This window comes from Spirillospora sp. NPDC049024 (assembly GCF_040649235.1).
GTDB lineage: Bacteria > Actinomycetota > Actinomycetes > Streptosporangiales > Streptosporangiaceae > Spirillospora.
This window is the reverse complement of the sequence record NZ_JBEZFD010000004.1, coordinates 380,416-403,596: the sequence shown is the minus strand read 5'-3', so window position 1 is coordinate 403,596 and position 23,181 is coordinate 380,416. Positions and strand designations below refer to the sequence as shown.

The window sequence follows — 23,181 nt, the reverse complement described above, 5'->3', positions numbered from 1 at the left end:
CACAGCCGCCAGGCGAGCGCAGTGGGCCGGGACTGTGGAAAACACAGCCGCCAGGTGGGCGACGTGGGCCGGGACTGTGTGAACACAGCCGCCAGGCGAGCGCAGTGGGCCGGGACTGTGGAAAACACAGCCGCCAGGTGGGCGACGTGGGCCGGGACTGTGTGAACACAGCCGCCAGGTGGGCGACGTGGGCCGGGACTTTGGAACACGGCTTAGCTGGTCAGGCGGACGGGCATGGCCAGGTAGCGGTAGCCGGTGTCGGCGCCTTCGGCGGCGGCGTCGGACTCGTCGTCGTCCTTCTTGTCGGGGATGGCGGTGAGGAGGGCGGCCTTGGTCGGGCCGGAGCATTCGAGGCGGGCGTACTCGGTGTCGATGCCCGCGAGGCCGTCCAGCAGGTACTGGGGGGCGAACGCGATGTCGATGTCCTCGCCGTCGAGGCGGACGCCGAGGCTCTCGTTGGCGCGGGCGGAGTCGCCGGTGGCGGCGCGGACGCGGACCTCGTCGGCGGTGAAGGCCAGCCGGACCGGGGTGCCGCGCTCGGTGACGAGGGCGGCCCGCTTGATCGCCTCGACGAACGGGGCGACCCGGATCTCGGCGACCGAGGTCCAGGTGCCGGTGAGCCGCGACCGGTAGTTGATGTACTGGTCGTCGAGGAGGCGGCTGGTCATGCTGCGGCCGCCGCCGGAGATGCCGATGAGGGTGTCGGCGGTGCCGCCGAGGCCGATGGAGACGTCGGCGCCGCGCCTGATCGCCTTGGCGGTGTCGGCGAGGGTGCGGGCGGGGACGACGACACCGGCGGTGAAGTCGGGGTCCGCGGGGGACCAGGTCAGCTCGCGGGCGGCGATGCGGTAGCGGTCGGTGCAGGCGAGCCACATCGTGTCGCCCTCGATGTCGATCCGGACGCCGGTGAGCATGGGCAGGGTGTCGTCTCGCCCGGCGGCGGGGGTGACCTGCGCGACGGCGGCGGCGAACAGCTCGCCGGGGACGGTGCCGGCGACGGCGGGCGGCTCGGGGAGGGTGGGGTAGTCCTCGACGGGGAGCGTGAGGAGGCCGAACTCGGCGGGGCCGCAGCGGACGACGACCTCGGAGCCCTTGGTGAAGACGTCGACGGGCTCGTTCGGGAGGTTGCGCACGATGTCGGACAGCAGCCGCCCGGGGACGAGGACGCGGCCCGGCTCCGCCACGGCCGCCTCGTCGGTGGCGTGGGCGGACACCTCGTAGTCGAACGCGGCGAGGGTGAGCCCGCCCCCGTCGGTGACCTCGATGAGCATCCCCGCGAGGATGGGGAGCGCGGGACGTGCCGGCAGCGTCCGCGCGGCCCACGCCACGGCGTCGGCGAACGTCTGGCGGTCGACTCGGAACTCCACTCGATCAGCCCTTCTCAGGTCGGACGGCCTTCACGAGCACGGTAACCCCCGCCTCGGACATTCCTCCGGCGGGTCAGAACAGCGCGTTCTCGGAGGCCCTGGTCTTGCGTTCGAAGTCGAGGAGGTACCGCTTGCGGTCGATGCCGCCGCCGTAGCCGGTGAGGGACCCGGTGGACCCGACGACTCGGTGGCAGGGGACGATCACGCCGACCGGGTTGCGCCCGTTGGCGAGGCCGACCGCGCGGGACGCGGACGGGCTGCCGATCTCGACGGCGAGTTCGCCGTAGGTGACGGTCCGACCGTAGGGGATCTCCTGGAGCGCCGCCCAGACGCGCTGCTGGAAGGGCGTCCCGTGGAGGCGGAGCGGCAGGTCGAACTCGGTCAGTTCGCCCGCGAAGTACGCGGCGAGTTGCTCGGCGACGGTCGCGAAGGGTTCGTCCCCGGGGTCGCCGGGTGCGCCGAAGGTCTCCTGGGACGGGCGGTGCCGCTGCATGTCCATGTAGAGCCCGGACAGGGCACCGTCGGTCGCGACCAAGGTGAGTGGCCCCACGGGGCTTTCTATGACGACGTGCGTTGTTTCCACGGCGGTTCCTTCAGTTCGCGGGGAGCAGGTTGATGGGGTGGTCGAGGGTGGCCCACAGGTACTGGACGGCGTAGGCGCGCCATGGCCGCCATTGTGCGGCGCGCCGGGTGAGGGCCGCAGGAGTTGCGGGGAGGCCGAGCGTCGCGGCGGCGGCCCGGATGCCCAGGTCGCCTGGGATGAACGCGTCCGGGTCGCCGAGGGCGCGCATGGCGATGCTCTCGACGGTCCACGGACCGAAGCCTGGGAGGGCCGACAAGCGCGCGCGGGCCTCGTCCCAGTCGCTCCCTACGCCGAGGTCGACCTCCCCTTTGGCGAGGGCGTCGACAAGGGTCGTGAGGGTGGTGCGGCGGGTCTTGGGGAAGGCGAGGGTCTCCGGGTCGAGTTCGGCAAGGGCGGCAGGGGTCGGGAACAGGTGCGTCAGCCCGCCGCCCGGGTCGTCTATGGGGTCTCCGTAGGCGATGACCAGGCGCGCCGCATGGGTTCGGGCCGCGGCCGTCGACACCTGCTGGCCGAGGACGGCGCGGACGGCGAACTCGGGGGCGTCCACGGTGCGGGGCACGCGCCGCCCAGGGGCCTTGTCGATGAGCGGGGCGAGGACGGGGTCGGTGTGGAGCAGGTCGTCCACGGCGACGGGATCGGCGTCGAGGTCGAGCATCCAGCGGCAGCGGCTGATGGCGATGGGAAGGTCGCGCAGGTCGCTGAGGCTGAGCGTGCAGGCGACGTGGTCAGGCTGGGGGAGCAGGGTGGCGATGCCGTGCCCGTGGGGCAGCCGCATGGCGCGGCGGAACGAGCCGTCCCGCCATTCCTCGACGCCTGGGACGGCGGTGGCCGCGAGGTGCCCGAACAGGTTGTCCGGGCATAGCGGGGCCCGGAACGGCAGCCGCAGCGACAGCGCACCGGACCCGGCCGGCGGGTGCCCCTTGGCGACGCGGTCGCGCAGTGCGGACGGAGTGAGGGCGAACACCTCCCGGACGGTGTCGTTGAAGGCGCGGATGCTGGCGAACCCCGCCGCGAACGCCACGTCGCCCATGGGAAGGGCCGTCGTCTCGATGAGCAGCCGCGCCGTCTGCGCGCGCTGGGCCCGTGCCAGGGCGAGTGGACCAGCGCCCAGTTCGGCGCTGAGCTGACGCTCGATCTGGCGCGTGCTGTAACCCAGCCGTGCGGCGAGCCCGGGAACGCCCTCCCGGTCGACGACGCCGTCCGCGATGAGGCGCATCGCCCTGGCCACGACATCCGCGCGGTGGTTCCACTCGGGGGAGCCTGGGGACGTGTCGGGACGGCACCGCTTGCAGGCACGGAACCCCGCCTGCTGGGCGGCGGCGGCGCTCGGGTAGAAGCGCATGTTCTCCGGCTTGGGCGGCACCACGGGGCAGCTAGGACGGCAGTAGATCCCCGTGGTCACGACCCCGGTGAAGAACCATCCGTCGAAGCGGGCGTCCTTCGACTGGACGGCCCGCACGCACCTTTCCACGTCCTCGTGCATGCCTCCAGCATCACCGATGGTCAGGGGGATCCACTGGCGAGAATCCGACATCATCGTCGCGGTCCGGGCCGCCGGAGGCGCGGGCATGACCTCCCAGGTAATCGATCTTCCGTCACGGACCCGGCAGCGTAGGGGTCATCGGGGCGACGAACCCGAACGATCAGACGGGAGTCATGACATGAGCGATGTGCAGCAGCGGGTCGAGCGCTACCTGGCCGTGTGGAACGAGACCGACCCGGCCGCCCGGCGCGCCGCGATCGACGAACTGTGGACGGAGAACCCGGTCTACGTCGACCCGCTCGGCGTCGCCGAGGGGCGGGACGCGATCGACGCGTTCGTCGGAGCCGCGCAGCAGCAGTTCCCCGGCCTGGTGTTCCGCGGCGCGGGGACGGTGGACGCCCACCACAACGTGGCCCGCTTCACCTGGGAGCTCGGCCCCGAGGGCGGCGAGGCGATCGTGGTCGGCTTCGACGTGGCGACGTTCGACGACGAGGGCCGGTTCGACCGGGTGACGGGGTTCCTCGACAAGGTCCCGTCCTGATCTCTGCCTGCGATGGGGGGCCGGCGTGCCGGACGCCCGCGACGTCCGGCACGCCTCGTTCAGAGTTGCCGCAGCGCTCCCCCGTCCACGGCCCATTCGGCGCCCGTGACCTGGGCGGCCAGCGGTGACAGCAGGAAAGCGATGACCCGTGCGACGTCCTGGGGCGTGCCAAGGCGTCCGGTGGGGAGGCGCCGTTCGTCCTGGACGAATCGCTGGATCGCCTCCTCCACCGGTAGGCCGTACTGGTCGGCCAGCTGGTCGGCGAACCCTCCGGGCTCGTCCCAGAGGCGCGTACGGGTGGGGCCGGGCGCGACGACGTTGGAGCGTATGCCGCACCGGCCGAACTCCCCCGCCAGCGTCTTGGACACCGACAGCAGCGCCGTCTTGGACGCCGCATAGTCGACCAGCGGCGTATCGGGAAACCGTGCGGCCTCGCTGGAGACGTGCACGATGCTTCCCGCACCCTGGTCGATCAGCGCGGGCAGCGCGGCTCGGGCCATGCGCACGGCCGCGTGCAGGTTCAGTTCGAACGTCGCGTGCCATTGGGCGTCGGTGACGTCGAGGAACCCGATCCGGGATTCGAGGGCGCCGGCGTTGTTGACCAGGCCGTCCAGGCGCCCGTGCCGTTCCAGGGCGATGTCCACGACGCGTTGGGCCGCCTCAGGGCGGGTGAGGTCGGCGGCCACGTCGACGGGGGAGCGCGCCACCCGGACGGCGTGGGCGCCCTCGCGGGTGAGGAGGTCGGCGGTCGCCTCACCGATCCCGGCGGACGCTCCGGTCACGATGTAGACCCTGCCTTCGAGTTCGAGATCCATGGCGTCCCCCTAGGACCGGCGCAGGAACGCCCCGGCGAGGGCCGCGCCTGCAAGGACGATCGCGACGTTCACCGCCGTCGCCGTGTGGACGCCGCCCAGGACGGACGCGTTCGCGGTGGCGACGGCGCTCATCACGGGGATGCCGAGCGTGATCGCGACCTGCTGCGTCATCGTGGCGAGGCCGGTCGCGAGGCCCTGCTCGCCGTCCGGCAGCCCCGACGTCGCGATCCCCATGAACGCGACGATGGCGACGAGGTTCCCGAATCCCCCGATCGCGGTGGCGACGAGCAGCAGGCCCAGGCTTCCGCGCGTCTCCCCCAGGCCCAGCAGCGCGGCGGTCGCGGCGGCCTGCAGGACGAGCCCGGACACGAGCGTCCCCCGGCCGCCGAGCCGGCCCATGATGCGGGGCGCGGCGACGCCTCCGGCGAACGTCCCGGCGCCGAGGACGCCGAGCGCCAGCCCGGTCGCCAGCGGCGAGAAGTCCAGGACCTTCTGGAGGTAGATCGTCATCAGGAACACCAGCGACGTCTCCGTGGCGAACGCCACGAACCCGCCCACGTTGCCCCAGGTGACGGTGCGCCGGGTGAGGACGTTCAGCGGCGCGAGCGGAGCCGGCGAGCGCCGCTCGACCAGCACGAACGCGACGAGAAGCAATGCGGCGGCGGCCAGCGTGCCGAGCGCGGCGGGGGACCCCCATCCGGCCGACCCGGCGGAGGTGATCCCGTAGACGAGGGCGAGGAGGCCGCCGGTCACGGTCACCGCGCCTGGAACGTCCAGCCTCGCCCTGTCCCGGGACCGGCTCTCCGCGACCACGGCGGGCGTGACCGCGAAGATCAGCACCGCCACCGGGACGTTGACCAGGAACGCCCAGCGCCAGCTCAGCAGGTCGGTCAGCAGCCCGCCGAGGATCGCGCCGACGGTGAACCCGGCCGACATCAGCGCGCCGCTGAGCCCGAGCGCCCGCGTCCGCATCGGCCCCTCCGGGAACGACGTGGTGAGCAGCGAGAGGGCGGCAGGCGTGGCGATCGCCGTGGCCAGGCCCTGGAGGACGCGTCCGGTGAGCAGCACCGCCGGGGACGTGGCCAGCCCGCCGATCAGCGAGCCTCCGGCCAGGAGCGCCATGCCCAGGAGCAGCATCCGGCGCCGTCCGGCCAGGTCGGCCACACGACCGAACAGCAGCGTGAACCCGGCGGCGGGCAGGGCGAACGCCGTGGCGATCCATTGCAGCTCGTCCAGTCCGAAGCCCAGTCCGCGGCCGACTACGGGCAGCGCCACGTTCAGGATGGAGAAGTCGATGGCGAGCATGAACTGCGCGCCGAGCAAGAGGGTCAGAACCAGCTTGTGCCGTGACGACATCCGCTCTGGAGGAGCGGACACGGCGGTAGTGAGTGCGGTCATGGCAGAGACCCTCGTCGCGCCGGCCCCGCCTACCCAGTCCCCGCCCGTTCGTACCACTCCCAGTGGCAGGCTCAGCGACCTCGGAGGGAGAACCAACCTGGCTCCCTGGCGTGACGGCCGTCCGGCACCCGTCTCCTTAGGCTCAGCAGCGTCCAGCCAGACCGACCAGGAGGATTCCCTTGCGTGGCAAGCTTTCTGCCCTCGCCCTAGCCGCGGTCGGCGTCACCGCACTCACCGCATGCGACGTGGCATTCGCTTCCACCTACGAGGACGACGCCACGCTGAAGGGCAAAATCACCGCTGTGCGCCTGGACGACATCGGATCGGGCGGTGTGACGCTGCGCGGTGGCTCGTCCAAGACGTCCCTGCACCGCACCATCAAATATCGCGGTGACAAGCCGGACGGGCCAACGCACCGCATCGAGAACGGCGTCCTGACGCTGCGCGGCTGCGGCTCCCGCTGCTCGGTGAGCTACACGCTCGAACTCCCGGCCGGCCTCCCGATGTCGGGCAGCACCTCGAACGGCTCCATCACCCTGTCCAAGGTGGGCGCGGTGGACGTGTCCACCCACTCGGGCTCGGTCCACCTGGACGGCGTGGCGGGGCCGGTCAAGGCCAGGACGTCCAACGGCAAGATCCGGGGGAGCGGCCTCAAGGGCGGCATCGAGGTCGAGACGTCCAACGGCTCGATCACTCTGACGCCCGGATCGCCGCAGAACGTCCGCGCGAAGACGTCCAACGGCGACATCACGCTCACCATGCCGCAAGGGCGCTACCGCGTCAGCGCCGACACCAACAACGGCGACCGCAAGCTCGGCGTCCCGAACGACTCCTCCGCCCGGTACCTGCTCGACCTGCGCACCAGCAACGGCGACATCACCACCAAGACCGCCTGACCGGCCGGGCCGATAGCCTCGGCTGCATGGCGCGCAACGGTGAACTCGGCGAGTTCCTCAAGTCGCGGCGGGGGCGGCTGCGTCCCGACGACGTCGATCTCCCCACGTACGGGACGCGGCGGCGCGTGCCCGGGCTGCGGCGCGAGGAACTGGCGCAGCTGGCCGGAGTCAGCGTCGCGTACTACATCAGGCTGGAGCAGGGCACCGCCGACGGCGTGTCCACCGAGGTCCTTGACGCGATCTCGCGGGCGCTAAGGCTGGACGGCGACGAGCACGCCCACCTGCACCGGCTCGCGCACCCGCCGCGCCGCGCGCCCATCACCGCGCCTCCCCGCCTGCGCGCCCCGCTCCAGCACCTGCTCGACTCGTTCACGCACGCGCCCGCCTACGTGGTCGGGCACTACACGAACGTGGTCGCGTGGAACCGGCTCACCGCGGCCGTGTTCGTCGACCTGGCGAGCGTCCCGCCGGACGAGCGGACCTGGTCCCACCAGATCCACCTGAACGCCGACTACAAGGCCCGGCTCGGCGACAACTGGCCCACGGTGGCCCGGCGCAACGCCGCCTACCTGCGGTTCCGTTCCGGTCAGGACCCGGACGACCCGCACCTGCGCGCGGTCATCGACTGCCTGCGCGAGCGGAGCCCGGAGTTCGGCCGCCTGTGGTCGGCCCACCACGTCACGGACCTGACGCACGGCGAGGCCCGCATCGACCACCCCGAGGTGGGACGGCTCGTCCTGCCGTTCGAGACCCTGCACCTGCCCGGCGACCCCGACCTCAGCCGCCTCATGCTCTACGCGGCCGAACCGGGCTCCCCCTCAGAGAGGGCCCTGCGCAAGCTGGCCGAGACCTCCACCCACCTCTCCAGCGCGGACCTCACCTAACGCGGCATGGCGGCTGCGGCCTCATGCGCGAGGTCGGTGAGGCGGCGGACATCTGGGTCGTCCGCCAGCTCCGTTGCCGCCGGAACGGGCCCTCCGGCGTTCTCCGCGACCGCGAGCGCCGTCGCGACGAACCCCTCCATCAGCGACCTGAGGATCCTGTGGGAGGACCTCGCGTAGTACCGGACGAGCGCGTCGGTGAACGCGGCGAACACCGGAACGTCCACCTGGCACTCGTCCGCCTCCATCGGCCCGAGACCGGACGGGACGCCGAGCATGCGGGCGTGCGCCGCCGCCGTGTCCAGGAAGAGCCCGGCGACCCTGGTCGCAGGGTTCCACAGGACGTCGTCGCCGTTCTGGAAGTACTGGCTCATTGGGCGGCTGTGTGGAAGTGGGCGTCGCGGTCGGCGGTGGCTAGGGCCGTGTTGAGCAGGGCCACCACCGCGAAGGTGATGCCCGCCGTCGGGTGGCCGACGCCGTAGAGGGCTAGGGCGCCGGCGCCGAATACGGCGGCCTTCACCAGCAGGACGAGCGGCAGCGCGATTTTGAAGCGGGCCCGTGGCGCGGCGAACATCCCCCACAGGACGATCGCGGCGGCCGGTGCCGCGAGGCCGAGGACGATGTTGACCAGGACGTTCCCGGTCGCTGTGAAGCCCCACCACGCGAGCGCGGCGATGGCGACGAGTTCCAGCAGGAAGGCGAGGCCTTCGTTAAGGGCATGCAATGGCCCGGGTAGACGCACGCCGATACGGTACCCCTGTGGACGAGATCTCCTGGCGGGAGGACGGCCGGGACCATCGCGTCCGCTGGCGGTCGGAGAGCGGGGCGCCGCCGCCGCGCCGCGTGGTGGTCGCCGACGACGAGACGCGTGCGGACGACGCCTACCGCCTGGCCTGCGAAGGCACGGCGCTGCTGTGGCGCGGCGACTTCCAGAACGCGCGGCAGCTCCTCAAGGCCATGTCACGCCGGATCGATCGTCCACCGCGGCGACGTAGGAACAAGCCCGAACCGGAGCGGGCGCAAGCGTTCCACCTCTACCGGCAGGCACGCGCCCAGCGCGCGCGGACGCTCGGCATGCTCCTCATACCGTTCGACCCCGGTCACGTGATTCCGCTGCGGCGCGCACCGGACGTCCAGGACGCCTGTACGGAGGCCTACGGGCCGGACGACCAGCCCTACGTCGCCTCACTGCGTGAACTGCTCGGCCTGATCGGCGCTCACGAATGGCGTGAGAAGGGCGTTCCGATCCCCGCGCTGGGCGGCGACCGCGTCCATCCGCACTACGGCGTCTTCTCGCCCATCAGGGGCGAGTACGTGGACCTGGTGGGCGAGGCACCGCTCCCGGCTACGAAGACGGCGTTCGATGTAGGAACCGGTACGGGTGTCCTGGCCGCGGTCCTGGCTCGTCGGGGCGTCGAGCACGTTGTCGCTACTGACCAGGACCAGCGCGCGCTGGCCTGCGCCCAAGAGAACGTCGACCGGCTCGGTGTGAACGTGGAGGTCGTCCAAGCCGACCTCTTCCCGGAAGGGCGCGCCGGTCTGGCCGTCTGCAATCCGCCCTGGGTCCCGGCCAAGCCGAGCACGCCGCTGGAGCATGCCGTCTACGACCCGGGCAGCCGGATGCTGCGCGGTTTCCTGTCCGGTCTCGCCGACCATCTGGAGCCGGGCGGGGAGGGCTGGTTGATCCTGTCCGATCTGGCCGAGCACCTGGGGCTTCGCACGCGCGACGAACTCCTGGAGATGATCGCCTCGTCCGGCCTGCGGGTCGCGGGCAGGCTCGACACCTCCCCGCGCCATCCGCGCGCCGCCGACCCCGACGACCCGCTCCACGCGGCCCGCGCCGCCGAGACCACGTCGCTGTGGCGGCTCACCGCGGGGTGAACGCGGGTCAGACGTGGCTGCGGTGCGCGGTCTCGGGGCCGATGACGCGCAGCAGGTCGAGGGCCTCGATGCTGTCGGTGCCGGGCGGCGGGGTGAAGACGAAGAGCCGCTGGTCCTCGGCGGGGGTCAGCAGCGCCTCGGTGTCGAACTCGATGGGGCCGATCTCCGGGTGCACGACCTTCATCCGGCTGGTGCGCGGGACGGCGACCTCGTGCCGCTCCCAGAGCCGGCTGAACTCGGCGCTGGCCGCGTGCAGCCGTCCGACCAGCGCTGACGCGGCGGCGTCGTTGCCCCGGCGCGCGACGGCCGCGCGCAGGTTGGCGACGTGCCGTCGGCCGTGCTGCTCGTGCTCCTCCGCCGGGTACGCCTCCCGGACGAACGGGTCGGTGAACCACCGCCACACGATGTTCCGATCGGGCTCCTCCACCGTGCAGACGCACCCGAAGAGGGCCTCGGCCAGGGCGTTCTGCGCCAGCAGGTCGCCGAGGTCGCCGATGATCTGCGCCGGCGTCTCGTGCAGGCGGTCCAGCAGGTAGAGCATGCTCGGCCGGACGTACTCGCCCGCGAACGGCCCGGCGGGCGGGCGGTGCCCGGCGAGGACGTGGAGATGGTCGCGCTCGTCGATCGTCAGCCGCAGCGCGCGGGCCAGCGCGCCGAGCAGCTGGGTGGACGGCTGCGGGCTGCGGGCCTGCTCAAGGCGCATGTAGTAGTCCGCCGACATCCCGGCGAGCTGGGAGACCTCCTCCCGGCGCAGCCCCGGCGTGCGTCGCCTGGGGCCCGCCGTCAGGCCGACCTCCTGCGGGCGGAGCCGCTCGCGGGAGCGGCGGAGGAAGTCGGCGAGCTCCTTGCGGTCCATCTCCATGCACCCATGATTCCGCGCCGTCCCGGATGTCCGTAGAGCTGAGACTGGGACCGGTTGTCCTAGCCAGAGTGGTCCGCTCCTCATCGCGGCGGGGCGCTGGCAGCGTCGATGACGTCCGGAAACGACAGCGACCGAAGGACGGCCGACCATGCCGAAGCTCACCGTTGGAAACACCACCGTCCCCTACCGCGTCGAGGGCTCGGGGCCCGCCCTCGTCCTCGTGCACGGCGTGGGACCCGGCTCCTCCATGTGGGACCTGATGCTCGACCGGTTCACCGATCAGCACACCGTCCTGCTGCCCGACCTCGGCGGCAGCGACCTCGCCGAGGACGACGGCTCCCCGCTGACCATGGAGGCGCTCGCCGGGCAGGTCAACGCCGTGATCGAGGACGCCGGCGCGGGCCCCGCCGACGTGGTCGGGTTCTCGCTCGGCGCGCCGACCGCCGCGGCGGCCGCGGCGCTGCGCCCGGACCTCGTCCGGCGCCTGGTGACCGTTGCGGGGCTTTCCCACTCGGGGGACGAGTACATCCAGCAGCACATGTCCCTCTGGCTCGGGCTGGCCCGCGACCCGGAGAGTTTCGGACGTTTCGCGACCCTCACCGCGCTCAGCGGCACGTTCCTCAACCAGATCGGCCACGACGCGGTGGAGCAGCAGCACGCGTTCATGGGCCGGCCGGACGACCGGCTGCGGCAGATCGAACTCGTCAAGCGGCTCGACATCCGGCCGCTGCTGCCCCGGATCACGGCGCCCACGCTGGTGATCGGGGCGACCCGCGACCAGACCGTCCCCGTCGGGAACCACCGGGAGCTGTTCGCGAGCATCCCCGGCAGCGAGTACACCGAGCTCGACACCGGCCACGTCGTCATGGCGGAGCGGCCCGACGAGTTCGTCAAGCTCGTCCGGGACTTCCTCGACCGCACCTGACCTCGCACGCCGGGCCGCTCAGCCGGGTGCCCCGGATACCGGGCTGGGCGGTCCCTGGTCACCGTGCGCGCGCCCCGAGCAGTATGGAGAGCATGCGTCCCATCGACCAGCAGACCATCCTCATCACGGGCGCGACCGACGGGCTCGGCCGCGCGCTCGCCGCCGAACTGGCCGCCGAAGGCGCCACGGTCCTCGTCCACGGGCGGGACGACCGCCGCGGTGAGGCGACCCTCAAGGAGATCGGCGGCAGCGCCTCCTGGTACCGCGCCGACCTGTCGTCGCTCGCCGAGACCCGCGCGCTCGCCGAGGCCGTCCGCGCCGACCACCCGCGGCTGGACGTGCTCGTCAACAACGCGGGCATCGGCACCGACGGCCCGCGGCAGGAGAGCGCGGACGGCCACGAGCTGACGTTCCAGGTGAACTACCTGTCCGGCTACCTGCTGACCCGGCTGCTGCTGCCCACCCTGACCGCCTCGGCGCCGGCGCGGATCGTCAACGTCAGCAGCCTCGGCCAGCAGGCCATCGACTTCGACGACGTGATGATCACCCGCGGGTACAGCGGGATGCGGGCGTACTGCCAGAGCAAGCTCGCCCAGATCCTGTTCACGATCGACCTCGCCGCCGAGCTGGCCGGGACGGGCGTCACCGCGAACGCCCTGCACCCGGCCACCTACATGCCGACCAAGATGGTGTCCTCGCCGATCAGCACCCTGGAGGAGGGCGTACGGGCGACCCACCGCCTCGTCACCGATCCCGCCCTGGACGACGTGTCCGGCCGCTTCTTCAACGGGCTCCGGGAAGCGCGCGCGGACGCCCAGGCCTACGACCCCGACGCCCGCGCCCGCCTGAAGGCACTCTCCGACGAGCTCACCTCCCCCTGAACCGGCGGAAGAACGCCTGGACGTCGGCGGTGAGCAGCTCCGGCGCCTCGACGGCCGGGAAATGCCCGCCGCGCTCGAACTCCGTCCAGTGGACGACGTCGTAGACGCCCTCCAGGCGCCGCCTCACCGGCCGGACGAGATCGTGCGGGAACACCGCGATCCCGATCGGAACGGGGCACGGAACCGGCGGGCCGCCCCGCGCGGCGTTCGCCTTGTGCAGCCTGGAGGAGGACCCGGCCGTGCCGGTGATCCAGTACAGCATCACCGTCGTCAGCAGGCGGTCGTCGTCGATGCCGCTCGCCGGGTCCGTCCACTCGGTGACCTTGTCGGCGATCCAGGCGAGCTGGCCGACGGGGGAGTCGGTCAACCCGTACGCGACGGTCTGGGGACGGGTCGTCTGCATCTGCCAATACCCGGCCGGGTTCGCCAGATACTCCCTCTGGCTCGCCAACCTCTCCTTGTCATCCGGGGACAGATCGTCTTCCTCGTCACCTGGGGGCGACCCCATGAAGTTGAAGTGGACGCCCACGACCCGGTCAGGCGCCGCCGCTCCCAGCGCGTTCGAGATGGGCCAACCCCAGTCGCCGCCCTGCGCGCCGTAACGCTCGTAGCCGAGCCGTTCCATCAGCGTGGCCCACGCCCGCGCGATGCGTTTCACGTCCCATCCGGCCTCGCGGGTCGGTCCGGAGAGGGTGAACCCCGGAAGGGACGGGATCACGAGGTGGAACGCGTCCAACGGGTCGCCGCCGTGCGCGCGCGGGTCGGTGAGCGGCCCGATCACGTCCAGGAAGTCGGCGACCGTGCTGGGCCAGCCGTGCGTGATGATCAGCGGCAGCGCGTCCGGCTCCGGCGACCGGATGTGCAGGAAATGGATGTTCGTCCCGTCGATCTCGGTCGTGAACTGCGGGAACGCGTTGAGCTTCGCCTCCTGCGCCCGCCAGTCGAAGGCCGTCCGCCAGCGCTCGGCCAGCTCCTTCACGCGGGCGAGCGGGATGCCGTGGTCCCAGCCGATGCCGGGCAGCTCGTCCGGCCACCGCGTCCGGTCCAGCCGCGCGGCGAGGTCGTCGAGGCCGGCCTGCGGAACCTCCAGGCGGAACGGCGTGATCTCAGACATTCGCGGCCTCCCAGATCGGACGGGCCTCGACCCGCGTGAGGCGCCAGCCGTCCGCCGTCCGGGCGGCGCGCAGTTCGTAGCGCTCACCGAGCATGCGCAAACCCTCTTCGCGGGCGAAGACCACCAGGAGGTTGGCGCTGATCGCGGCCTGGTCGCCGTCCACGTCGATGAGCGGGTCGGTGATGAAGTGCTGGGTCGGCACGGTGTGGTTCTTGCGCGCCTGCGCGACGAGCGCGTCGACGCCCTTCGCGACACCGCCCAGGGTGTGCGCCTCGGCGTCCTCGGCGAAGATGCCCCGCCCGTCGTCGGGGCACTTGTCGTCCAGCCACCGGCCCAGACGGCTGGCGAGCGCGGACAGTTCTGCACGGTCGTCCATGACTCCTCTTTCGTTGGTTGCGCCAACGTTGGTGCAGCCAACAGTAGAGGATTGTTGGCCCCACCAACAACCCCCTAGACTGATCCGCATGACGACGTCCGACGCCCGGACGCCCGCGCGGCTCCGGCGCACCCCGAGCTGGCTGATCAATCTCGTCTCGACGCACAGCCACCGCCTGGTCGCCGACGGATTCGCCGCGGCCGGCGCCCGCGGCTACCACTTCCGGCTGCTCACCGCCCTGCAGGAGTACGGCCCGTCCAGCCAGGCGGACCTCGGCCGCCGCTCGGGCATCGACCGCAGCGACGTGGTCGCCGCCGTGAACGAGCTGGCCGCGAAGGGCATGGTGGACCGCTCCCCCGACCCGTCCGACCGGCGCCGCAACGTCATCACGCTCACCCCGGAGGGCTCCCGCCACCTGGCTGAACTGGACGAGGTCCTGACCCGCATCCAGGACGACCTGCTCGCCCCGCTCACGCCGGACGAACGCACCCGGCTCACGAAACTGCTGGCCCGCGTCGCCGACCACCACGCGGACAACCGCCGCTCCGGATAAATCGCTGGCGTTCGTTGGATAATCCAACTTAGAGTGGTCGATCCCCGACCAAGGAGCCGCCCCATGCCACCTGCGATCCGCCTCGCCGAACTGCCGCCCGCCGCGATGAAAGCCCTGCTGGAAGACGACCTGGAGGGCGCCGGCGCGGTGGCCGGGGTGCCGCTCACCGACTACTTCACCACCGACGAGGCGAAGTACCTGTGGCGCTTCCGCCTCGCCCAGCTCGACCGCGACCCGTCCCACGCGCCCTGGACCGCCCGGGCCGCCGTCGCCGAACCGGAGGGCGTGGTCGTCGGCCACGCGGGCTTCCACGGCGCCCCTGACGAGAACGGAACCGTCGAGATCGGCTACTCCGTCGACCCGGCGCACCGCCGCAAGGGCTACGCCCGCGCGATGCTCACCGCCCTCCTGGACCGCGCCGCCGGCGAACCGTCCGTCAAGACCGTCCGCGCCACGATCAGCCCCGACAACGAGGCCTCCCTGGCGACCATCGCAGGCCAGGGCTTCACCCACGTAGGCGAACAATGGGACGAAGAAGACGGCCGCGAATTGATCTACGAACGCCCCGCCCGCTGACCCGGCAACGCGTCCGCACGGGAGGAATACGGCGCCATACTCCGCCCAGAGCAATGTTTGTAGATGGATCGTAGGCAGCAGTGTGCAGCACACGCCCTCCCCCGCCCCTCTTGCTGCGCGTCCGCGCCAGGAGGGGTCATCTGCTCTCCTTCAGCAGGGCGGCGGCCCGGCGCGCGGCCCTCGGGTCTGCGACGACGAGCTCGCCGACCGCTTTCCCTCGCTCAGCTCGCGAACCAGATCCCGTTCGCCGCGTCCACGATCGGCGAGATCGAACCGGGCGAGGCCACTTGCGATCGGGTCTTTGCCGAGGAGTGCGATCGCGTGCTCGATTCGCGCGACGCCTTGTCCCACCTGCACGACGGCCTCTTCGCAAGAGCAGTCACAGCGGAACCCAGGGCGGGAGTGGGTGCGTGGAGGTCGGCCGCCTCCCCGGAACCATCGCCTTCCGCGACTCCAAGGATCCGGATGGTCCGCAACTCCACGTCACCCGGGACGCCTTCCGTCTGATCCTCGCGACCCTCAAGGGCTGACTTGCGCGCCCGGAGGGGGTCGGGGGAACTGTCCGCGGATTCTGGTACCCGCACCGCCGCGTCCATCGGGTAGGAGAGAGAGCGCTGTTCCGGCGAGGGCTCCGTTGTCAGGGAGTTCTTGCGGACGACTGGCCTGGTGGCGAGTCCAGCCCGGATCGGTCGCGGCAGTCACGCAGCCAGGCTCGCCACGCGAACGCACTTCGTACTGGTATCAGCACCCAGGCAGCGAGTGCGAAAATCCTCCACCCCCACCCACGTGGTCCTTCGGGGGGATAGACCGAGTCTGTCGACCCGGCATCAATAGCAGGTCTCCTGGCACCCTTCGTGAGATCGCCTCTGCCGGCGTCCTCCAAATAGACGTCATATTCGCGACGCCGCCCGTCGTCGCCGACGAATTGGCCGTACCAGCGGCAGTCTTCCTGAAATTCCAGGTACTTGGCGGTGAACGTTCCTGGGGTGCCATGACCGAGCTCTGCCCGCAGGTCCGGCGCAAGCTGGAGGAGAATGATGCCACCTAGGATCGGTCCAGCGATCCCGAAGAGATAACGCAGCACGGCGGACGCATCACGTTCGCGATCCGGACAAGGCCGGTCACGCCCCCCGTGACAGGCCCTGCCTCTTCGCCTAATTCGGTCGCTTCCAGGTGGCTCGGCTCATGATCCGGGTGCCGTTCCACCTGGCGAGTCGCGTCCCCTTGAGCGCTGCGCGCGGGCGGGCGGTCAGCAGGACTGATCGATGTCGAGGACCCCCACCTCGTCGCCCCGGACGAACAACACGTAGGCGTACTCGTCCTCGCCGTCGTCCTCCTCGGCGGGGTCTGGCGGCGGCCACTCGGTGGGCAGGTATCCGTTCACCGCGACGAGCGCGCCGCCCAGACGACGCTCGATGACGTCGACCAGGTCGTCGACGAGGTGAGGCACGAGGTGGTCGGCCGGAATCTCGGGCAGCTCGTCGATGCCGTCCCACGAGCCGTCCCAGAGGTCGACGAGGGAGAGCCGGGCGGTGTTGCGGAGCGACGTCCGCAGCTCGGAGAACGTGGTCGGACCGAACGTCGGTTCTTCGCCGGCGTGATCCTCGGCGTCCTCGCGGGTGGCCGACCAATGGCGAGTGGCGGCGGCGAGGCCGTCGCCGTCCTGTGTCTCGCCTTCGGGGAGCCTGCCGATACGGAACCGGAAGTCCACCGGGTTGTTGTTGTTCACCATCAGGTGCTCGCTCAGCAGCGTGGCGAGACAGGCGATCCGGGTGCGGAGGGCGCCGTCCGCACCGTCGTCCGCGATGACCGGCGGCCGTCGCACCGCCGGCGCCGGCTCGAGGGTGATCCGCACCGTGCTTCCGTAGTGGTCGCGGTGCAGCAGGTGCAGGGCCGGGTCGTCCTCGGTCGTGGTGAGGCGAAGCAGGTCGCCGTATCCACCGACCGCCTCATGCGCCAGGTAGCGCACCAAGGACGTCTGGCGCGCGTCGTGGACGTGGGTCGCCTCGGCGAGGAGCGAGACCAGTTCCTCGGAGGATGTGGAGCGGTCGTCCTTCGATGACGTGCCGGTGCATGGAACCGCGCCCGAGACCTCCGGCAGGTCAGCGATCGCGGCGAGCCGCTCGGGCGGAGCCGGCCATGGTTCGTCGCGGGGGTCTCCGGCCTTGCCGAGCACGAGCGTCGACGCCCACCCGGGCGCGGTTTCCGGTGTCCACGCGGCGAGCAGCCACAGGGCCGAGACGAGCACCCACTGCGGGTTCGACGGCCGCCGGCCGTCCGGCCGGTTCGCCGGATCCGGCTGCCGGTGCCACGCGTCGGTGAAGGCCGTCGTCAGCTCCACCCACACCACCTCCGTCACGGCTCGCGTGTCGACTCCCGCGCGACCCGAGCGCCGCCACGGACCCGGCGACCTTATCCAAGATCACCGTCACTCCGGTCAATGGCGAGACCGCCCGTGACGGCGCCCCGGCGCCGACGCGGATGGCATACCGCCTCAAGGGCTGACCGGCGCATCTCGGGCGAATTGCGGGAGTTGTTCTGCGGGTCCCGCCGCCTGCGCACTTGTTGCCGCAGATTTGGTGGGCGGGCCGGTTACCGACCGATCTGCCGTCAAAAGGCCTTTGCGGCAGGGTGGCCTGGAGGCTCGTCCAGGTCGGGGTGGTTGCGGCGATCGCGCAGCCAAACTCGCCACGCGAGTGCGCTTGTCACTGCCATCACTGCGCTCAGGACGAGGACAAAAAACCAACGCCACCAGGTGCTCGGTCCCGCCAGGGGATGGACCGCAGCCGGTGAGCCGGTGTCGATGGCGGTCGCCTTGGCGCCCTTCGTGAGGTCGTTTTTGCCGGCGTCCATCAGATAGACCTCAGAGGGGCGACGGCGCCCGTCTTCGCTGGTGAACTGGCCGTACCAACGGCAGTCGTCCTCGCATTCCAGGTGCTGCGCGGTGAACGTCCCTCGGGTGCCATCGCCGAGCCGTGCTTCCAGGTCCGGCACCAGTTGCATGAGGATGATGACCAGGAAGGCCAGCGAAGTGACCGGCAGGATGTACCGCAGCTGGAACGAGTCGCTCTTTCGATGAAAATCCAGTTTTCGAGGGATAAGCCACCTGTCCAGCTCCGAAACCCCCATGAGCCTGAGACGTCGGCGGTGTCGCCGCGGTTTACCAGCGCCGTTCGGCCTGGATGCCGGCGTTAGCGATATGGAGAAGGCGCGCAATGCCGAGTCCTCCCGTGCAGGCGCTCGGCGGCGGATGGAGCGCGGTGGTGAGGCCCTCGCAATGGGGGTGCTTCCCGTCCTGAGGGGTGCGCTGAACGCATGACCCGGTGACCAGGGTCCCGGCGGGCAGGGCTGTGACCTGGGCGTTATGTCTGGCCTGCCTCTTGACGTGGAACGTTCTGGACAGTGCAATGTCACACGTCATGTGTACAAGGTCACATCGGGGCGGCGTTCGCCGCGTCGGGAGGGGAGACCCGATGAGAAGAATCGCGCTGGGCTGCGTGCTCGGAGCGGCGGCCCTGGCGGTGTCCGCCTGCGGTCAGGGGCTGCTGGGCTCGGACGACGCCGAGGACTCGGGCCCGATCACGATCGGCATGGCGATCCCGCTTTCGGGGTCCAGCGCCGACATCGGGCCCTACATGAAGAACGGCGCCCAGATGGCCGTGGACGAGATCAACGCCCGGGGCGGCATCGGCAAGCGCAAGCTGCGGCTCCGGGTGGAGGACGACGCCTGCGACCCGAAGACCGCGGTGGCGGCGGCCAGCAAGCTGGTGGCCGCGAAGATCGCCGTCTCGGTGGGCGGCTACTGCTCGGGGGCGACGCTGCCGACCCTGCCGGTGTTCGACCGCGCGAAGATCCCGATGATCATTCCGGCGGCCAACTCCACCGAACTGGTCGCGCAGCGGCTCAGGCACGTCTTCCTGATCAACGGGACGGGCGACCAGCAGGCCGTGGCGGCGATGAACTGGATGACCAAGAGCGGGCCGAAGAAGGTCGCGGTCCTGCACGACAACACCTCGTACTCCAAGGACATCGCGACGCGGACGGCGGCGGCGCTCGACAAGCCCGGCGGCCCCGACAAGGCCACGCTGGACGCCGTCAACCCAGGTGAGAGCGACTACTCCGCCAACATCACGAACGTCCTCAAGACCCACCCGGACTTCATCTACTGGACCGGCTACTACCAGGAGGGCGGCCTCCTGCTGCGGCAGTTCCGGCAGGCCGGGTACACGGGCGGGTTCATGGTGGGGGACGGCTCGGTCGACGCCAAGCTCATCAAGATCGCCGGAGACAAGGCGGCGGACGGCGTCTTCGCGACCATGACGCAGACCCCCGACACGATCGAGGGCGCGGGCGGCTGGATCGGCTCCTACAAGAAGAAGTTCGGCAGCGATCCCGGCCCGTATTCCACCCAGTCCTACGACGCCGTCCGGGTCGCGGCCGAGGGCATCGCCAAGGCCGGCGGCACCGACGGCGACAAGATCGCGAAGGAGCTGGAGGCGATCAACGGCTTCCCGATCTTCACTGGTCCGCTGAAGTTCACCCCGCAGCACACGCTCAGCAACGGCGGCTTCGTGATCCTCGTGGTCAAGGGCGGCGCCTTCACGCTGCGCGACGCCCTGAAGTAGGCGCGTCCATGGCACAGCTGATCTGGAACGGGCTGTTCGTCGGCTCGTTCTACGCCCTGGTCGCCCTCGGCTACAGCATGGTCTACGGGATCATCAAGCTGCTCAACTTCGCGCACGGCGACCTGTACATGCTCGGGGCCTTCACCGGGTTCGCGATGCTCGGCGCGATGGGCGGCCTGGTGCACTCCTCCTCGCTGGCGGCGCTGCTCATCGTCCTGGTCCTCACCATGGTCACCACGGGGACGGCCGGCCTGGTGGTCGAGCGGGTGGCCTACCGGCCCCTGCGCGGCATGCCCCGGCTGTCCCTGCTGATCACCGCGGTCGGCGCGTCCTTCGCGCTGGAGTACGGCACCCGGATCGCGGCCGGTCCGAACCCGCGGGTCTACCCGGTGCGCCTGGACGGGGCGTCCTTCACCGTCCTCGGTGCGCGCGTGACGATGCAGCAGCTGCTCCTGATGACCGTCTCCGTGGTGCTGATGGCGGGGCTGACGGTGCTCATCGGACGGACCCGGCAGGGCCGGGCGATGCGGGCCATCGCGCTCGACCCGAAGGCGTGCCTGCTCATGGGCGTCAACGTGGACGCCGTGATCGCCCGCACCTTCTTCATCGGCTCCGCGATGGCGGGCGCCGCGGGCGTGATGGCCGGCGGCTACTACGGAAAGATCGACTTTTTGATGGGGTTCATCATCGGGCTCAAGGCGTTCACCGCCGCCGTCATCGGCGGGATCGGGAACGTTCCCGGCACGATGCTGGGGGCGCTCGTGCTGGGACTGCTCGAGTCCTTCGGCACCCACTGGGTGGGCGGCGAGTGGCGGGACGTGTTCGCGTTCGGCTTCCTCATCCTCTTCCTCACCGTGCGGCCGACCGGGCTGCTCGGCGAGCGCGTCACGGAGCGGGTGTGATGGCGGCCGTTCCCGAACGCGCGGCGAAACGCCGCCCGACGACGCTCTCGCGTCTGCTGGAGAGCCGCCACCTCGGGTGGGCCGGCCTCGCCGTGGGGCTGGCCGCCCCGTTCGCGATCGCCACGCCGTACGCGATGAACATCATGACCAGCGCGGTGATCTTCGTGATGCTCGCGGTCGGTCTGAACATCGTGGTCGGCTACTGCGGGCTGCTCGACCTCGGATTCGCCGCGTTCTTCGCGGTCGGCGCCTACACCAGCGGCCTGCTGGCCACCCGGCTGGACTGGCCGCTGGTGGCGACCGTCCCCTTCGTCATCGGCGCCACCGTGATCGCCGGCATCGTCATCGGCGGTCCCACGCTCCGGCTGCGCAGCGACTACCTCGCGATCGTGACGCTCGGCTTCGGGGAGATCGTCCGGATCGTCGCCAACAACCTGGACGTCACCGGCGGGCCCTCCGGCATCTACGGCATCCCCGGCCTGTTCGGCGACCATGTCGCGAACCCGGTGGTGTTCTACTACGCCGCGCTGCTGATCGTCGCGGTGGCGGTGCTGCTCGCCGCCCGGCTGGGACGGTCCCGGCTCGGGCGCGCGTGGCGGTTCGTCCGGGAGGACGAGGACGCCGCCGAGGCCATGGGCGTCCACACGTACCGGGTCAAGCTGGCCGCCTACATCGCCGGCGCGGTCTGGGGCGGGCTCGCGGGCGTGCTGTTCGCCGCGCAGCTGTCGGCGATCTCCCCGGCCAGCTTCACCTTCCTCCAGTCGGCCCTCGTGCTGATGGCGGTCGTGCTCGGCGGCATGGGCTCCACCCCCGGCGTCGTCCTCGGCGCCGTCGTGATCAGTCTGCTGCCCGAGATGCTCCGCGGGCTGGCCGACTACCGGTTCTTCGTGTTCGGCGTCCTGCTGATCGCCATGATGATCGGCCGCCCGCAGGGGCTCTGGCCGCACCGGTCGCGCGAGACCGCCCGCATGGCGGCCCGGTCGGGAGGTGCCTGATGCTGGACGTGCGAGATCTCCGGCTGGCGTTCGGCGGCGTCCAGGCGGTCGGCGGGCTCAGCTTCCGGGTGGACGCTGGCGAGATCGTCTCGATCATCGGCCCGAACGGGGCGGGCAAGACCTCCGCCTTCAACTGCGTCACCGGCTTCTACAAGCCGACCGGTGGCCGGATCGTCCTGGACGGCACCGACATCACCGGACGGCGCCCGTCCGCGATCGCCGCGCGCGGACTGTCGCGGACCTTCCAGAACCTCCGCGTCTTCGGCGAGCTGTCGGTGCTGGACAACGTGCGGGCCGGGACCCACCTGTGGCTGCGGCAGCGGATGTTCGACGTGCTGCTGCACACGCCCCGCTACCGGCGCAGCGAGCAGGAGGCCACCGACGAGGCGCACAAGTGGCTCGACTTCACCGGGCTCCGCGGCGACCGGACGGGCCTCGTCCGGCACCTCCCGTACGGGGAGCAGCGCCGCGTGGAGATCGCGCGGGCCCTGGCCCGCCGTCCCGCCCTCCTGCTCCTGGACGAGCCCGCCGCCGGGCTCAACCACGGGGAGAAGGCGGAGCTGCTCGACCTGATCCGGAGGATCAGGGAGCTCGGCATCGCGGTCGCGCTCATCGAGCACGACATGGGCCTGGTCATGGAGATCTCCGACCGCGTGGTGGTGCTCGACCACGGCAAGGAGATCGCCGACGGCACGCCCGCCGAGGTCCGCGCCGACCCGGCGGTGATCGAGGCGTATCTCGGGCGCGACGCCGCCCCGGAGGAGACCGAGGAGGTGCGCGGTGCTCGAAGTGACTGACCTGACGGTGAAGTACGGCGGCGTGACCGCGCTGGACGGCCTGTCGCTCACCGTCGGGGAGGGCGAGACGGTCGCGCTCCTGGGCAGCAATGGGGCCGGTAAGACGACGACGCTGTCGGCGATCTCCGGCCTGGTCCGCCCGTCCGGCGGCGACATCAGATACGAGGGCGCGTCGGTGGCGGGGTCGGCGCCGTCCGCGATCGTGGCGCGCGGCGTGGTTCACGTGCCCGAGGGGCGGCGGATCTTCAGCACCCTGACGGTCCACGAGAACCTGCTGCTCGGCGGGTACCTGGTGCGGGACGGCCGCGAGCTGGCCAGGCGCATCGACCGCGTCTACGGGCTGCTCCCCCTGCTGGCCGAACGGCGCGGGCAGGAGGGCGGGACGCTGTCGGGCGGCGAGCAGCAGATGCTGGCCATCGGCCGCGCCCTGGTCGCCGGGCCCCGGCTGCTGATGCTGGACGAGCCGTCGATGGGCCTCGCCCCGCTCGTCGTGGCGGCGGTCATGGAGGTCATCCGCGACGTCGCCGCGGACGGGACGGCGGTCCTGCTGGTCGAGCAGAACGCGAGGGCGGCCCTCGGGATCGCCCGGCGCGGGTACGTGATCGAGAACGGCCGCTGCGCCCTGGAGAGGCCGGCGGCCGAACTCGCCGTCGATCCGCGCGTGGTCGAGGCCTACCTGGGCGGCGCGGCCTGAAGACGGCATCAAGGCCGGTCACACGAGTGTGACCGG

The 23,181-nt window shown here is 71.2% G+C and carries 26 protein-coding genes; 14 read left to right on the top strand and 12 right to left on the bottom strand.

Annotation, left to right across the window (positions count from 1 at the left end):
- Window positions 1–212 precede the first annotated feature (212 nt).
- The 3 genes from dnaN to AB0C21_RS10040 all read right to left on the bottom strand — a co-directional run bounded on the left by dnaN (window position 213) and on the right by AB0C21_RS10040 (window position 3,433).
- Window positions 213–1,367, bottom strand: a complete 1,155-nt coding sequence (gene dnaN / locus AB0C21_RS10050) for a DNA polymerase III subunit beta (protein WP_500203660.1) — start codon at window positions 1,365–1,367, stop codon at window positions 213–215.
- Between the two features lie 73 nt (window positions 1,368–1,440).
- Window positions 1,441–1,950: a methylated-DNA--[protein]-cysteine S-methyltransferase gene (locus AB0C21_RS10045; protein ID WP_500203659.1), complete on the bottom strand. Its 510-nt coding sequence runs from the start codon at window positions 1,948–1,950 to the stop codon at window positions 1,441–1,443.
- Between the two features lie 10 nt (window positions 1,951–1,960).
- Window positions 1,961–3,433, bottom strand: a complete 1,473-nt coding sequence (locus AB0C21_RS10040; protein ID WP_500203658.1) for an AlkA N-terminal domain-containing protein — start codon at window positions 3,431–3,433, stop codon at window positions 1,961–1,963.
- 178 nt (window positions 3,434–3,611) lie between these two features.
- On the opposite strand from AB0C21_RS10040, the gene AB0C21_RS10035 reads away from it, so the two are divergent.
- Window positions 3,612–3,974, top strand: coding sequence for a nuclear transport factor 2 family protein (locus AB0C21_RS10035; protein ID WP_149262848.1), 363 nt, complete (start codon window positions 3,612–3,614; stop codon window positions 3,972–3,974).
- A gap of 59 nt (window positions 3,975–4,033) precedes the next feature.
- Here the strand turns inward: AB0C21_RS10035 and AB0C21_RS10030 are convergent, their stop codons facing one another.
- The gene (locus AB0C21_RS10030; protein ID WP_149262847.1) at window positions 4,034–4,789 is read right to left on the bottom strand and encodes an SDR family NAD(P)-dependent oxidoreductase; all 756 of its coding nucleotides are present in this window, start codon (window positions 4,787–4,789) and stop codon (window positions 4,034–4,036) included.
- Between the two features lie 9 nt (window positions 4,790–4,798).
- A complete protein-coding gene (locus AB0C21_RS10025; RefSeq protein ID WP_500203657.1) occupies window positions 4,799–6,187 on the bottom strand; it encodes an MFS transporter in 1,389 nt (462 codons plus the stop codon).
- A gap of 245 nt (window positions 6,188–6,432) precedes the next feature.
- On the opposite strand from AB0C21_RS10025, the gene AB0C21_RS10020 reads away from it, so the two are divergent.
- Together AB0C21_RS10020 and AB0C21_RS10015 are read left to right on the top strand one after the other, a co-directional pair.
- Complete coding sequence (locus tag AB0C21_RS10020; protein ID WP_500203656.1) at window positions 6,433–7,083, top strand: DUF4097 family beta strand repeat-containing protein; 651 nt, start codon at window positions 6,433–6,435, stop codon at window positions 7,081–7,083.
- Window positions 7,084–7,109: 26 nt separating this feature from the next.
- Window positions 7,110–7,967, top strand: coding sequence for a helix-turn-helix domain-containing protein (locus AB0C21_RS10015; RefSeq protein WP_500203655.1), 858 nt, complete (start codon window positions 7,110–7,112; stop codon window positions 7,965–7,967).
- Here AB0C21_RS10015 and AB0C21_RS10010 read toward each other — a convergent pair.
- Window positions 7,964–8,338 carry a DUF6086 family protein gene (locus AB0C21_RS10010; protein WP_500203654.1) on the bottom strand — a complete coding sequence of 125 codons (375 nt, stop codon included), beginning with the start codon at window positions 8,336–8,338 and terminating at the stop codon, window positions 7,964–7,966. The two genes, AB0C21_RS10015 and AB0C21_RS10010, sit on opposite strands and share 4 nt — an antisense overlap.
- Window positions 8,335–8,706, bottom strand: a complete 372-nt coding sequence (locus tag AB0C21_RS10005; protein WP_500203653.1) for a YrdB family protein — start codon at window positions 8,704–8,706, stop codon at window positions 8,335–8,337. The genes AB0C21_RS10010 and AB0C21_RS10005 overlap by 4 nt, the downstream gene beginning before the upstream one ends.
- Window positions 8,707–8,723: 17 nt before the next feature.
- Here AB0C21_RS10005 and AB0C21_RS10000 point away from each other — a divergent pair, with 17 nt between their 5' ends.
- Complete coding sequence (locus tag AB0C21_RS10000) at window positions 8,724–9,845, top strand: methyltransferase (RefSeq protein WP_500203652.1); 1,122 nt, start codon at window positions 8,724–8,726, stop codon at window positions 9,843–9,845.
- A 7-nt stretch (window positions 9,846–9,852) separates the two neighbouring features.
- On the opposite strand, the gene AB0C21_RS09995 is transcribed toward AB0C21_RS10000, so the two are convergent.
- Window positions 9,853–10,707 (bottom strand): helix-turn-helix transcriptional regulator, encoded by an 855-nt coding sequence (locus AB0C21_RS09995; RefSeq protein WP_500203651.1) that lies wholly within the window; start codon window positions 10,705–10,707, stop codon window positions 9,853–9,855.
- Window positions 10,708–10,855: 148 nt separating this feature from the next.
- Between AB0C21_RS09995 and AB0C21_RS09990 the strand changes: the two genes are divergently transcribed.
- Entirely contained in the window at window positions 10,856–11,632 is a 777-nt protein-coding gene (locus tag AB0C21_RS09990; protein WP_500203650.1) for an alpha/beta fold hydrolase, read from the top strand.
- Window positions 11,633–11,724: 92 nt separating this feature from the next.
- The gene (locus AB0C21_RS09985; protein ID WP_500203649.1) at window positions 11,725–12,513 is read left to right on the top strand and encodes an SDR family NAD(P)-dependent oxidoreductase; all 789 of its coding nucleotides are present in this window, start codon (window positions 11,725–11,727) and stop codon (window positions 12,511–12,513) included.
- Here AB0C21_RS09985 and AB0C21_RS09980 read toward each other — a convergent pair.
- Both AB0C21_RS09980 and AB0C21_RS09975 read right to left on the bottom strand, forming a co-directional pair.
- Window positions 12,500–13,627 carry an epoxide hydrolase family protein gene (locus AB0C21_RS09980; protein ID WP_500203648.1) on the bottom strand — a complete coding sequence of 376 codons (1,128 nt, stop codon included), beginning with the start codon at window positions 13,625–13,627 and terminating at the stop codon, window positions 12,500–12,502. The two genes, AB0C21_RS09985 and AB0C21_RS09980, sit on opposite strands and share 14 nt — an antisense overlap.
- The gene (locus AB0C21_RS09975; protein WP_500203647.1) at window positions 13,620–14,003 is read right to left on the bottom strand and encodes a nuclear transport factor 2 family protein; all 384 of its coding nucleotides are present in this window, start codon (window positions 14,001–14,003) and stop codon (window positions 13,620–13,622) included. Before AB0C21_RS09975 ends, AB0C21_RS09980 begins: the two co-directional genes overlap by 8 nt.
- Before the next feature lie 88 nt (window positions 14,004–14,091).
- On the opposite strand from AB0C21_RS09975, the gene AB0C21_RS09970 reads away from it, so the two are divergent.
- The 3 genes from AB0C21_RS09970 to AB0C21_RS09960 all read left to right on the top strand — a co-directional run bounded on the left by AB0C21_RS09970 (window position 14,092) and on the right by AB0C21_RS09960 (window position 15,662).
- Entirely contained in the window at window positions 14,092–14,556 is a 465-nt protein-coding gene (locus AB0C21_RS09970) for a MarR family winged helix-turn-helix transcriptional regulator (protein WP_500203646.1), read from the top strand.
- A gap of 63 nt (window positions 14,557–14,619) precedes the next feature.
- The gene (locus AB0C21_RS09965; RefSeq protein WP_500203645.1) at window positions 14,620–15,132 is read left to right on the top strand and encodes a GNAT family N-acetyltransferase; all 513 of its coding nucleotides are present in this window, start codon (window positions 14,620–14,622) and stop codon (window positions 15,130–15,132) included.
- Window positions 15,133–15,212: 80 nt separating this feature from the next.
- Complete coding sequence (locus AB0C21_RS09960) at window positions 15,213–15,662, top strand: DUF397 domain-containing protein (protein ID WP_500203644.1); 450 nt, start codon at window positions 15,213–15,215, stop codon at window positions 15,660–15,662.
- A 719-nt stretch (window positions 15,663–16,381) separates the two neighbouring features.
- On the opposite strand, the gene AB0C21_RS09955 is transcribed toward AB0C21_RS09960, so the two are convergent.
- Window positions 16,382–17,491 (bottom strand): hypothetical protein, encoded by a 1,110-nt coding sequence (locus AB0C21_RS09955; RefSeq protein WP_500203643.1) that lies wholly within the window; start codon window positions 17,489–17,491, stop codon window positions 16,382–16,384.
- Window positions 17,492–17,742: 251 nt separating this feature from the next.
- Window positions 17,743–18,261, bottom strand: a complete 519-nt coding sequence (locus AB0C21_RS09950) for a hypothetical protein (protein ID WP_500203642.1) — start codon at window positions 18,259–18,261, stop codon at window positions 17,743–17,745.
- Between the two features lie 344 nt (window positions 18,262–18,605).
- Here AB0C21_RS09950 and AB0C21_RS09945 point away from each other — a divergent pair, with 344 nt between their 5' ends.
- From AB0C21_RS09945 to AB0C21_RS09925, 5 genes are read left to right on the top strand one after another with little or no spacing between them, the layout of a single operon-like run.
- The gene (locus AB0C21_RS09945) at window positions 18,606–19,757 is read left to right on the top strand and encodes a branched-chain amino acid ABC transporter substrate-binding protein (protein WP_500203641.1); all 1,152 of its coding nucleotides are present in this window, start codon (window positions 18,606–18,608) and stop codon (window positions 19,755–19,757) included.
- An 8-nt stretch (window positions 19,758–19,765) separates the two neighbouring features.
- On the top strand, window positions 19,766–20,659 hold the full coding sequence (locus AB0C21_RS09940; protein ID WP_500203640.1) for a branched-chain amino acid ABC transporter permease: 894 nt from the start codon (window positions 19,766–19,768) through the stop codon (window positions 20,657–20,659).
- Window positions 20,659–21,654 (top strand): branched-chain amino acid ABC transporter permease, encoded by a 996-nt coding sequence (locus AB0C21_RS09935; protein WP_500203639.1) that lies wholly within the window; start codon window positions 20,659–20,661, stop codon window positions 21,652–21,654. The genes AB0C21_RS09940 and AB0C21_RS09935 overlap by 1 nt, the downstream gene beginning before the upstream one ends.
- The gene (locus AB0C21_RS09930) at window positions 21,654–22,451 is read left to right on the top strand and encodes an ABC transporter ATP-binding protein (protein WP_500203638.1); all 798 of its coding nucleotides are present in this window, start codon (window positions 21,654–21,656) and stop codon (window positions 22,449–22,451) included. The genes AB0C21_RS09935 and AB0C21_RS09930 overlap by 1 nt, the downstream gene beginning before the upstream one ends.
- A complete protein-coding gene (locus AB0C21_RS09925; protein ID WP_500203637.1) occupies window positions 22,435–23,145 on the top strand; it encodes an ABC transporter ATP-binding protein in 711 nt (236 codons plus the stop codon). Before AB0C21_RS09930 ends, AB0C21_RS09925 begins: the two co-directional genes overlap by 17 nt.
- The last annotated feature ends 36 nt before the right edge of the window (window positions 23,146–23,181 follow it).

Bases quoted from the DNA above. Each gene is read 5' to 3' on its own strand.
- AB0C21_RS09980 (WP_500203648.1), bottom strand. From the start codon at position 13,627: ATGTCTGAGATCACGCCGTTCCGCCTGGAGGTTCCGCAGGCCGGCCTC.
- AB0C21_RS09970 (WP_500203646.1), top strand. From the start codon at position 14,092: ATGACGACGTCCGACGCCCGGACGCCCGCGCGGCTCCGGCGCACCCCG.
- AB0C21_RS10010 (WP_500203654.1), bottom strand. From the start codon at position 8,338: ATGAGCCAGTACTTCCAGAACGGCGACGACGTCCTGTGGAACCCTGCG.
- AB0C21_RS10030 (WP_149262847.1), bottom strand. From the start codon at position 4,789: ATGGATCTCGAACTCGAAGGCAGGGTCTACATCGTGACCGGAGCGTCC.
- AB0C21_RS09965 (WP_500203645.1), top strand. From the start codon at position 14,620: ATGCCACCTGCGATCCGCCTCGCCGAACTGCCGCCCGCCGCGATGAAA.
- AB0C21_RS10040 (WP_500203658.1), bottom strand. From the start codon at position 3,433: ATGCACGAGGACGTGGAAAGGTGCGTGCGGGCCGTCCAGTCGAAGGAC.
- AB0C21_RS09975 (WP_500203647.1), bottom strand. From the start codon at position 14,003: ATGGACGACCGTGCAGAACTGTCCGCGCTCGCCAGCCGTCTGGGCCGG.
- AB0C21_RS09950 (WP_500203642.1), bottom strand. From the start codon at position 18,261: ATGGGGGTTTCGGAGCTGGACAGGTGGCTTATCCCTCGAAAACTGGAT.
- AB0C21_RS09940 (WP_500203640.1), top strand. From the start codon at position 19,766: ATGGCACAGCTGATCTGGAACGGGCTGTTCGTCGGCTCGTTCTACGCC.
- AB0C21_RS09995 (WP_500203651.1), bottom strand. From the start codon at position 10,707: ATGGAGATGGACCGCAAGGAGCTCGCCGACTTCCTCCGCCGCTCCCGC.
- AB0C21_RS09935 (WP_500203639.1), top strand. From the start codon at position 20,659: ATGGCGGCCGTTCCCGAACGCGCGGCGAAACGCCGCCCGACGACGCTC.
- AB0C21_RS10035 (WP_149262848.1), top strand. From the start codon at position 3,612: ATGAGCGATGTGCAGCAGCGGGTCGAGCGCTACCTGGCCGTGTGGAAC.
- AB0C21_RS09990 (WP_500203650.1), top strand. From the start codon at position 10,856: ATGCCGAAGCTCACCGTTGGAAACACCACCGTCCCCTACCGCGTCGAG.
- AB0C21_RS10015 (WP_500203655.1), top strand. From the start codon at position 7,110: ATGGCGCGCAACGGTGAACTCGGCGAGTTCCTCAAGTCGCGGCGGGGG.
- AB0C21_RS09985 (WP_500203649.1), top strand. From the start codon at position 11,725: ATGCGTCCCATCGACCAGCAGACCATCCTCATCACGGGCGCGACCGAC.
- AB0C21_RS09945 (WP_500203641.1), top strand. From the start codon at position 18,606: ATGAGAAGAATCGCGCTGGGCTGCGTGCTCGGAGCGGCGGCCCTGGCG.
- AB0C21_RS09930 (WP_500203638.1), top strand. From the start codon at position 21,654: ATGCTGGACGTGCGAGATCTCCGGCTGGCGTTCGGCGGCGTCCAGGCG.
- AB0C21_RS10025 (WP_500203657.1), bottom strand. From the start codon at position 6,187: ATGACCGCACTCACTACCGCCGTGTCCGCTCCTCCAGAGCGGATGTCG.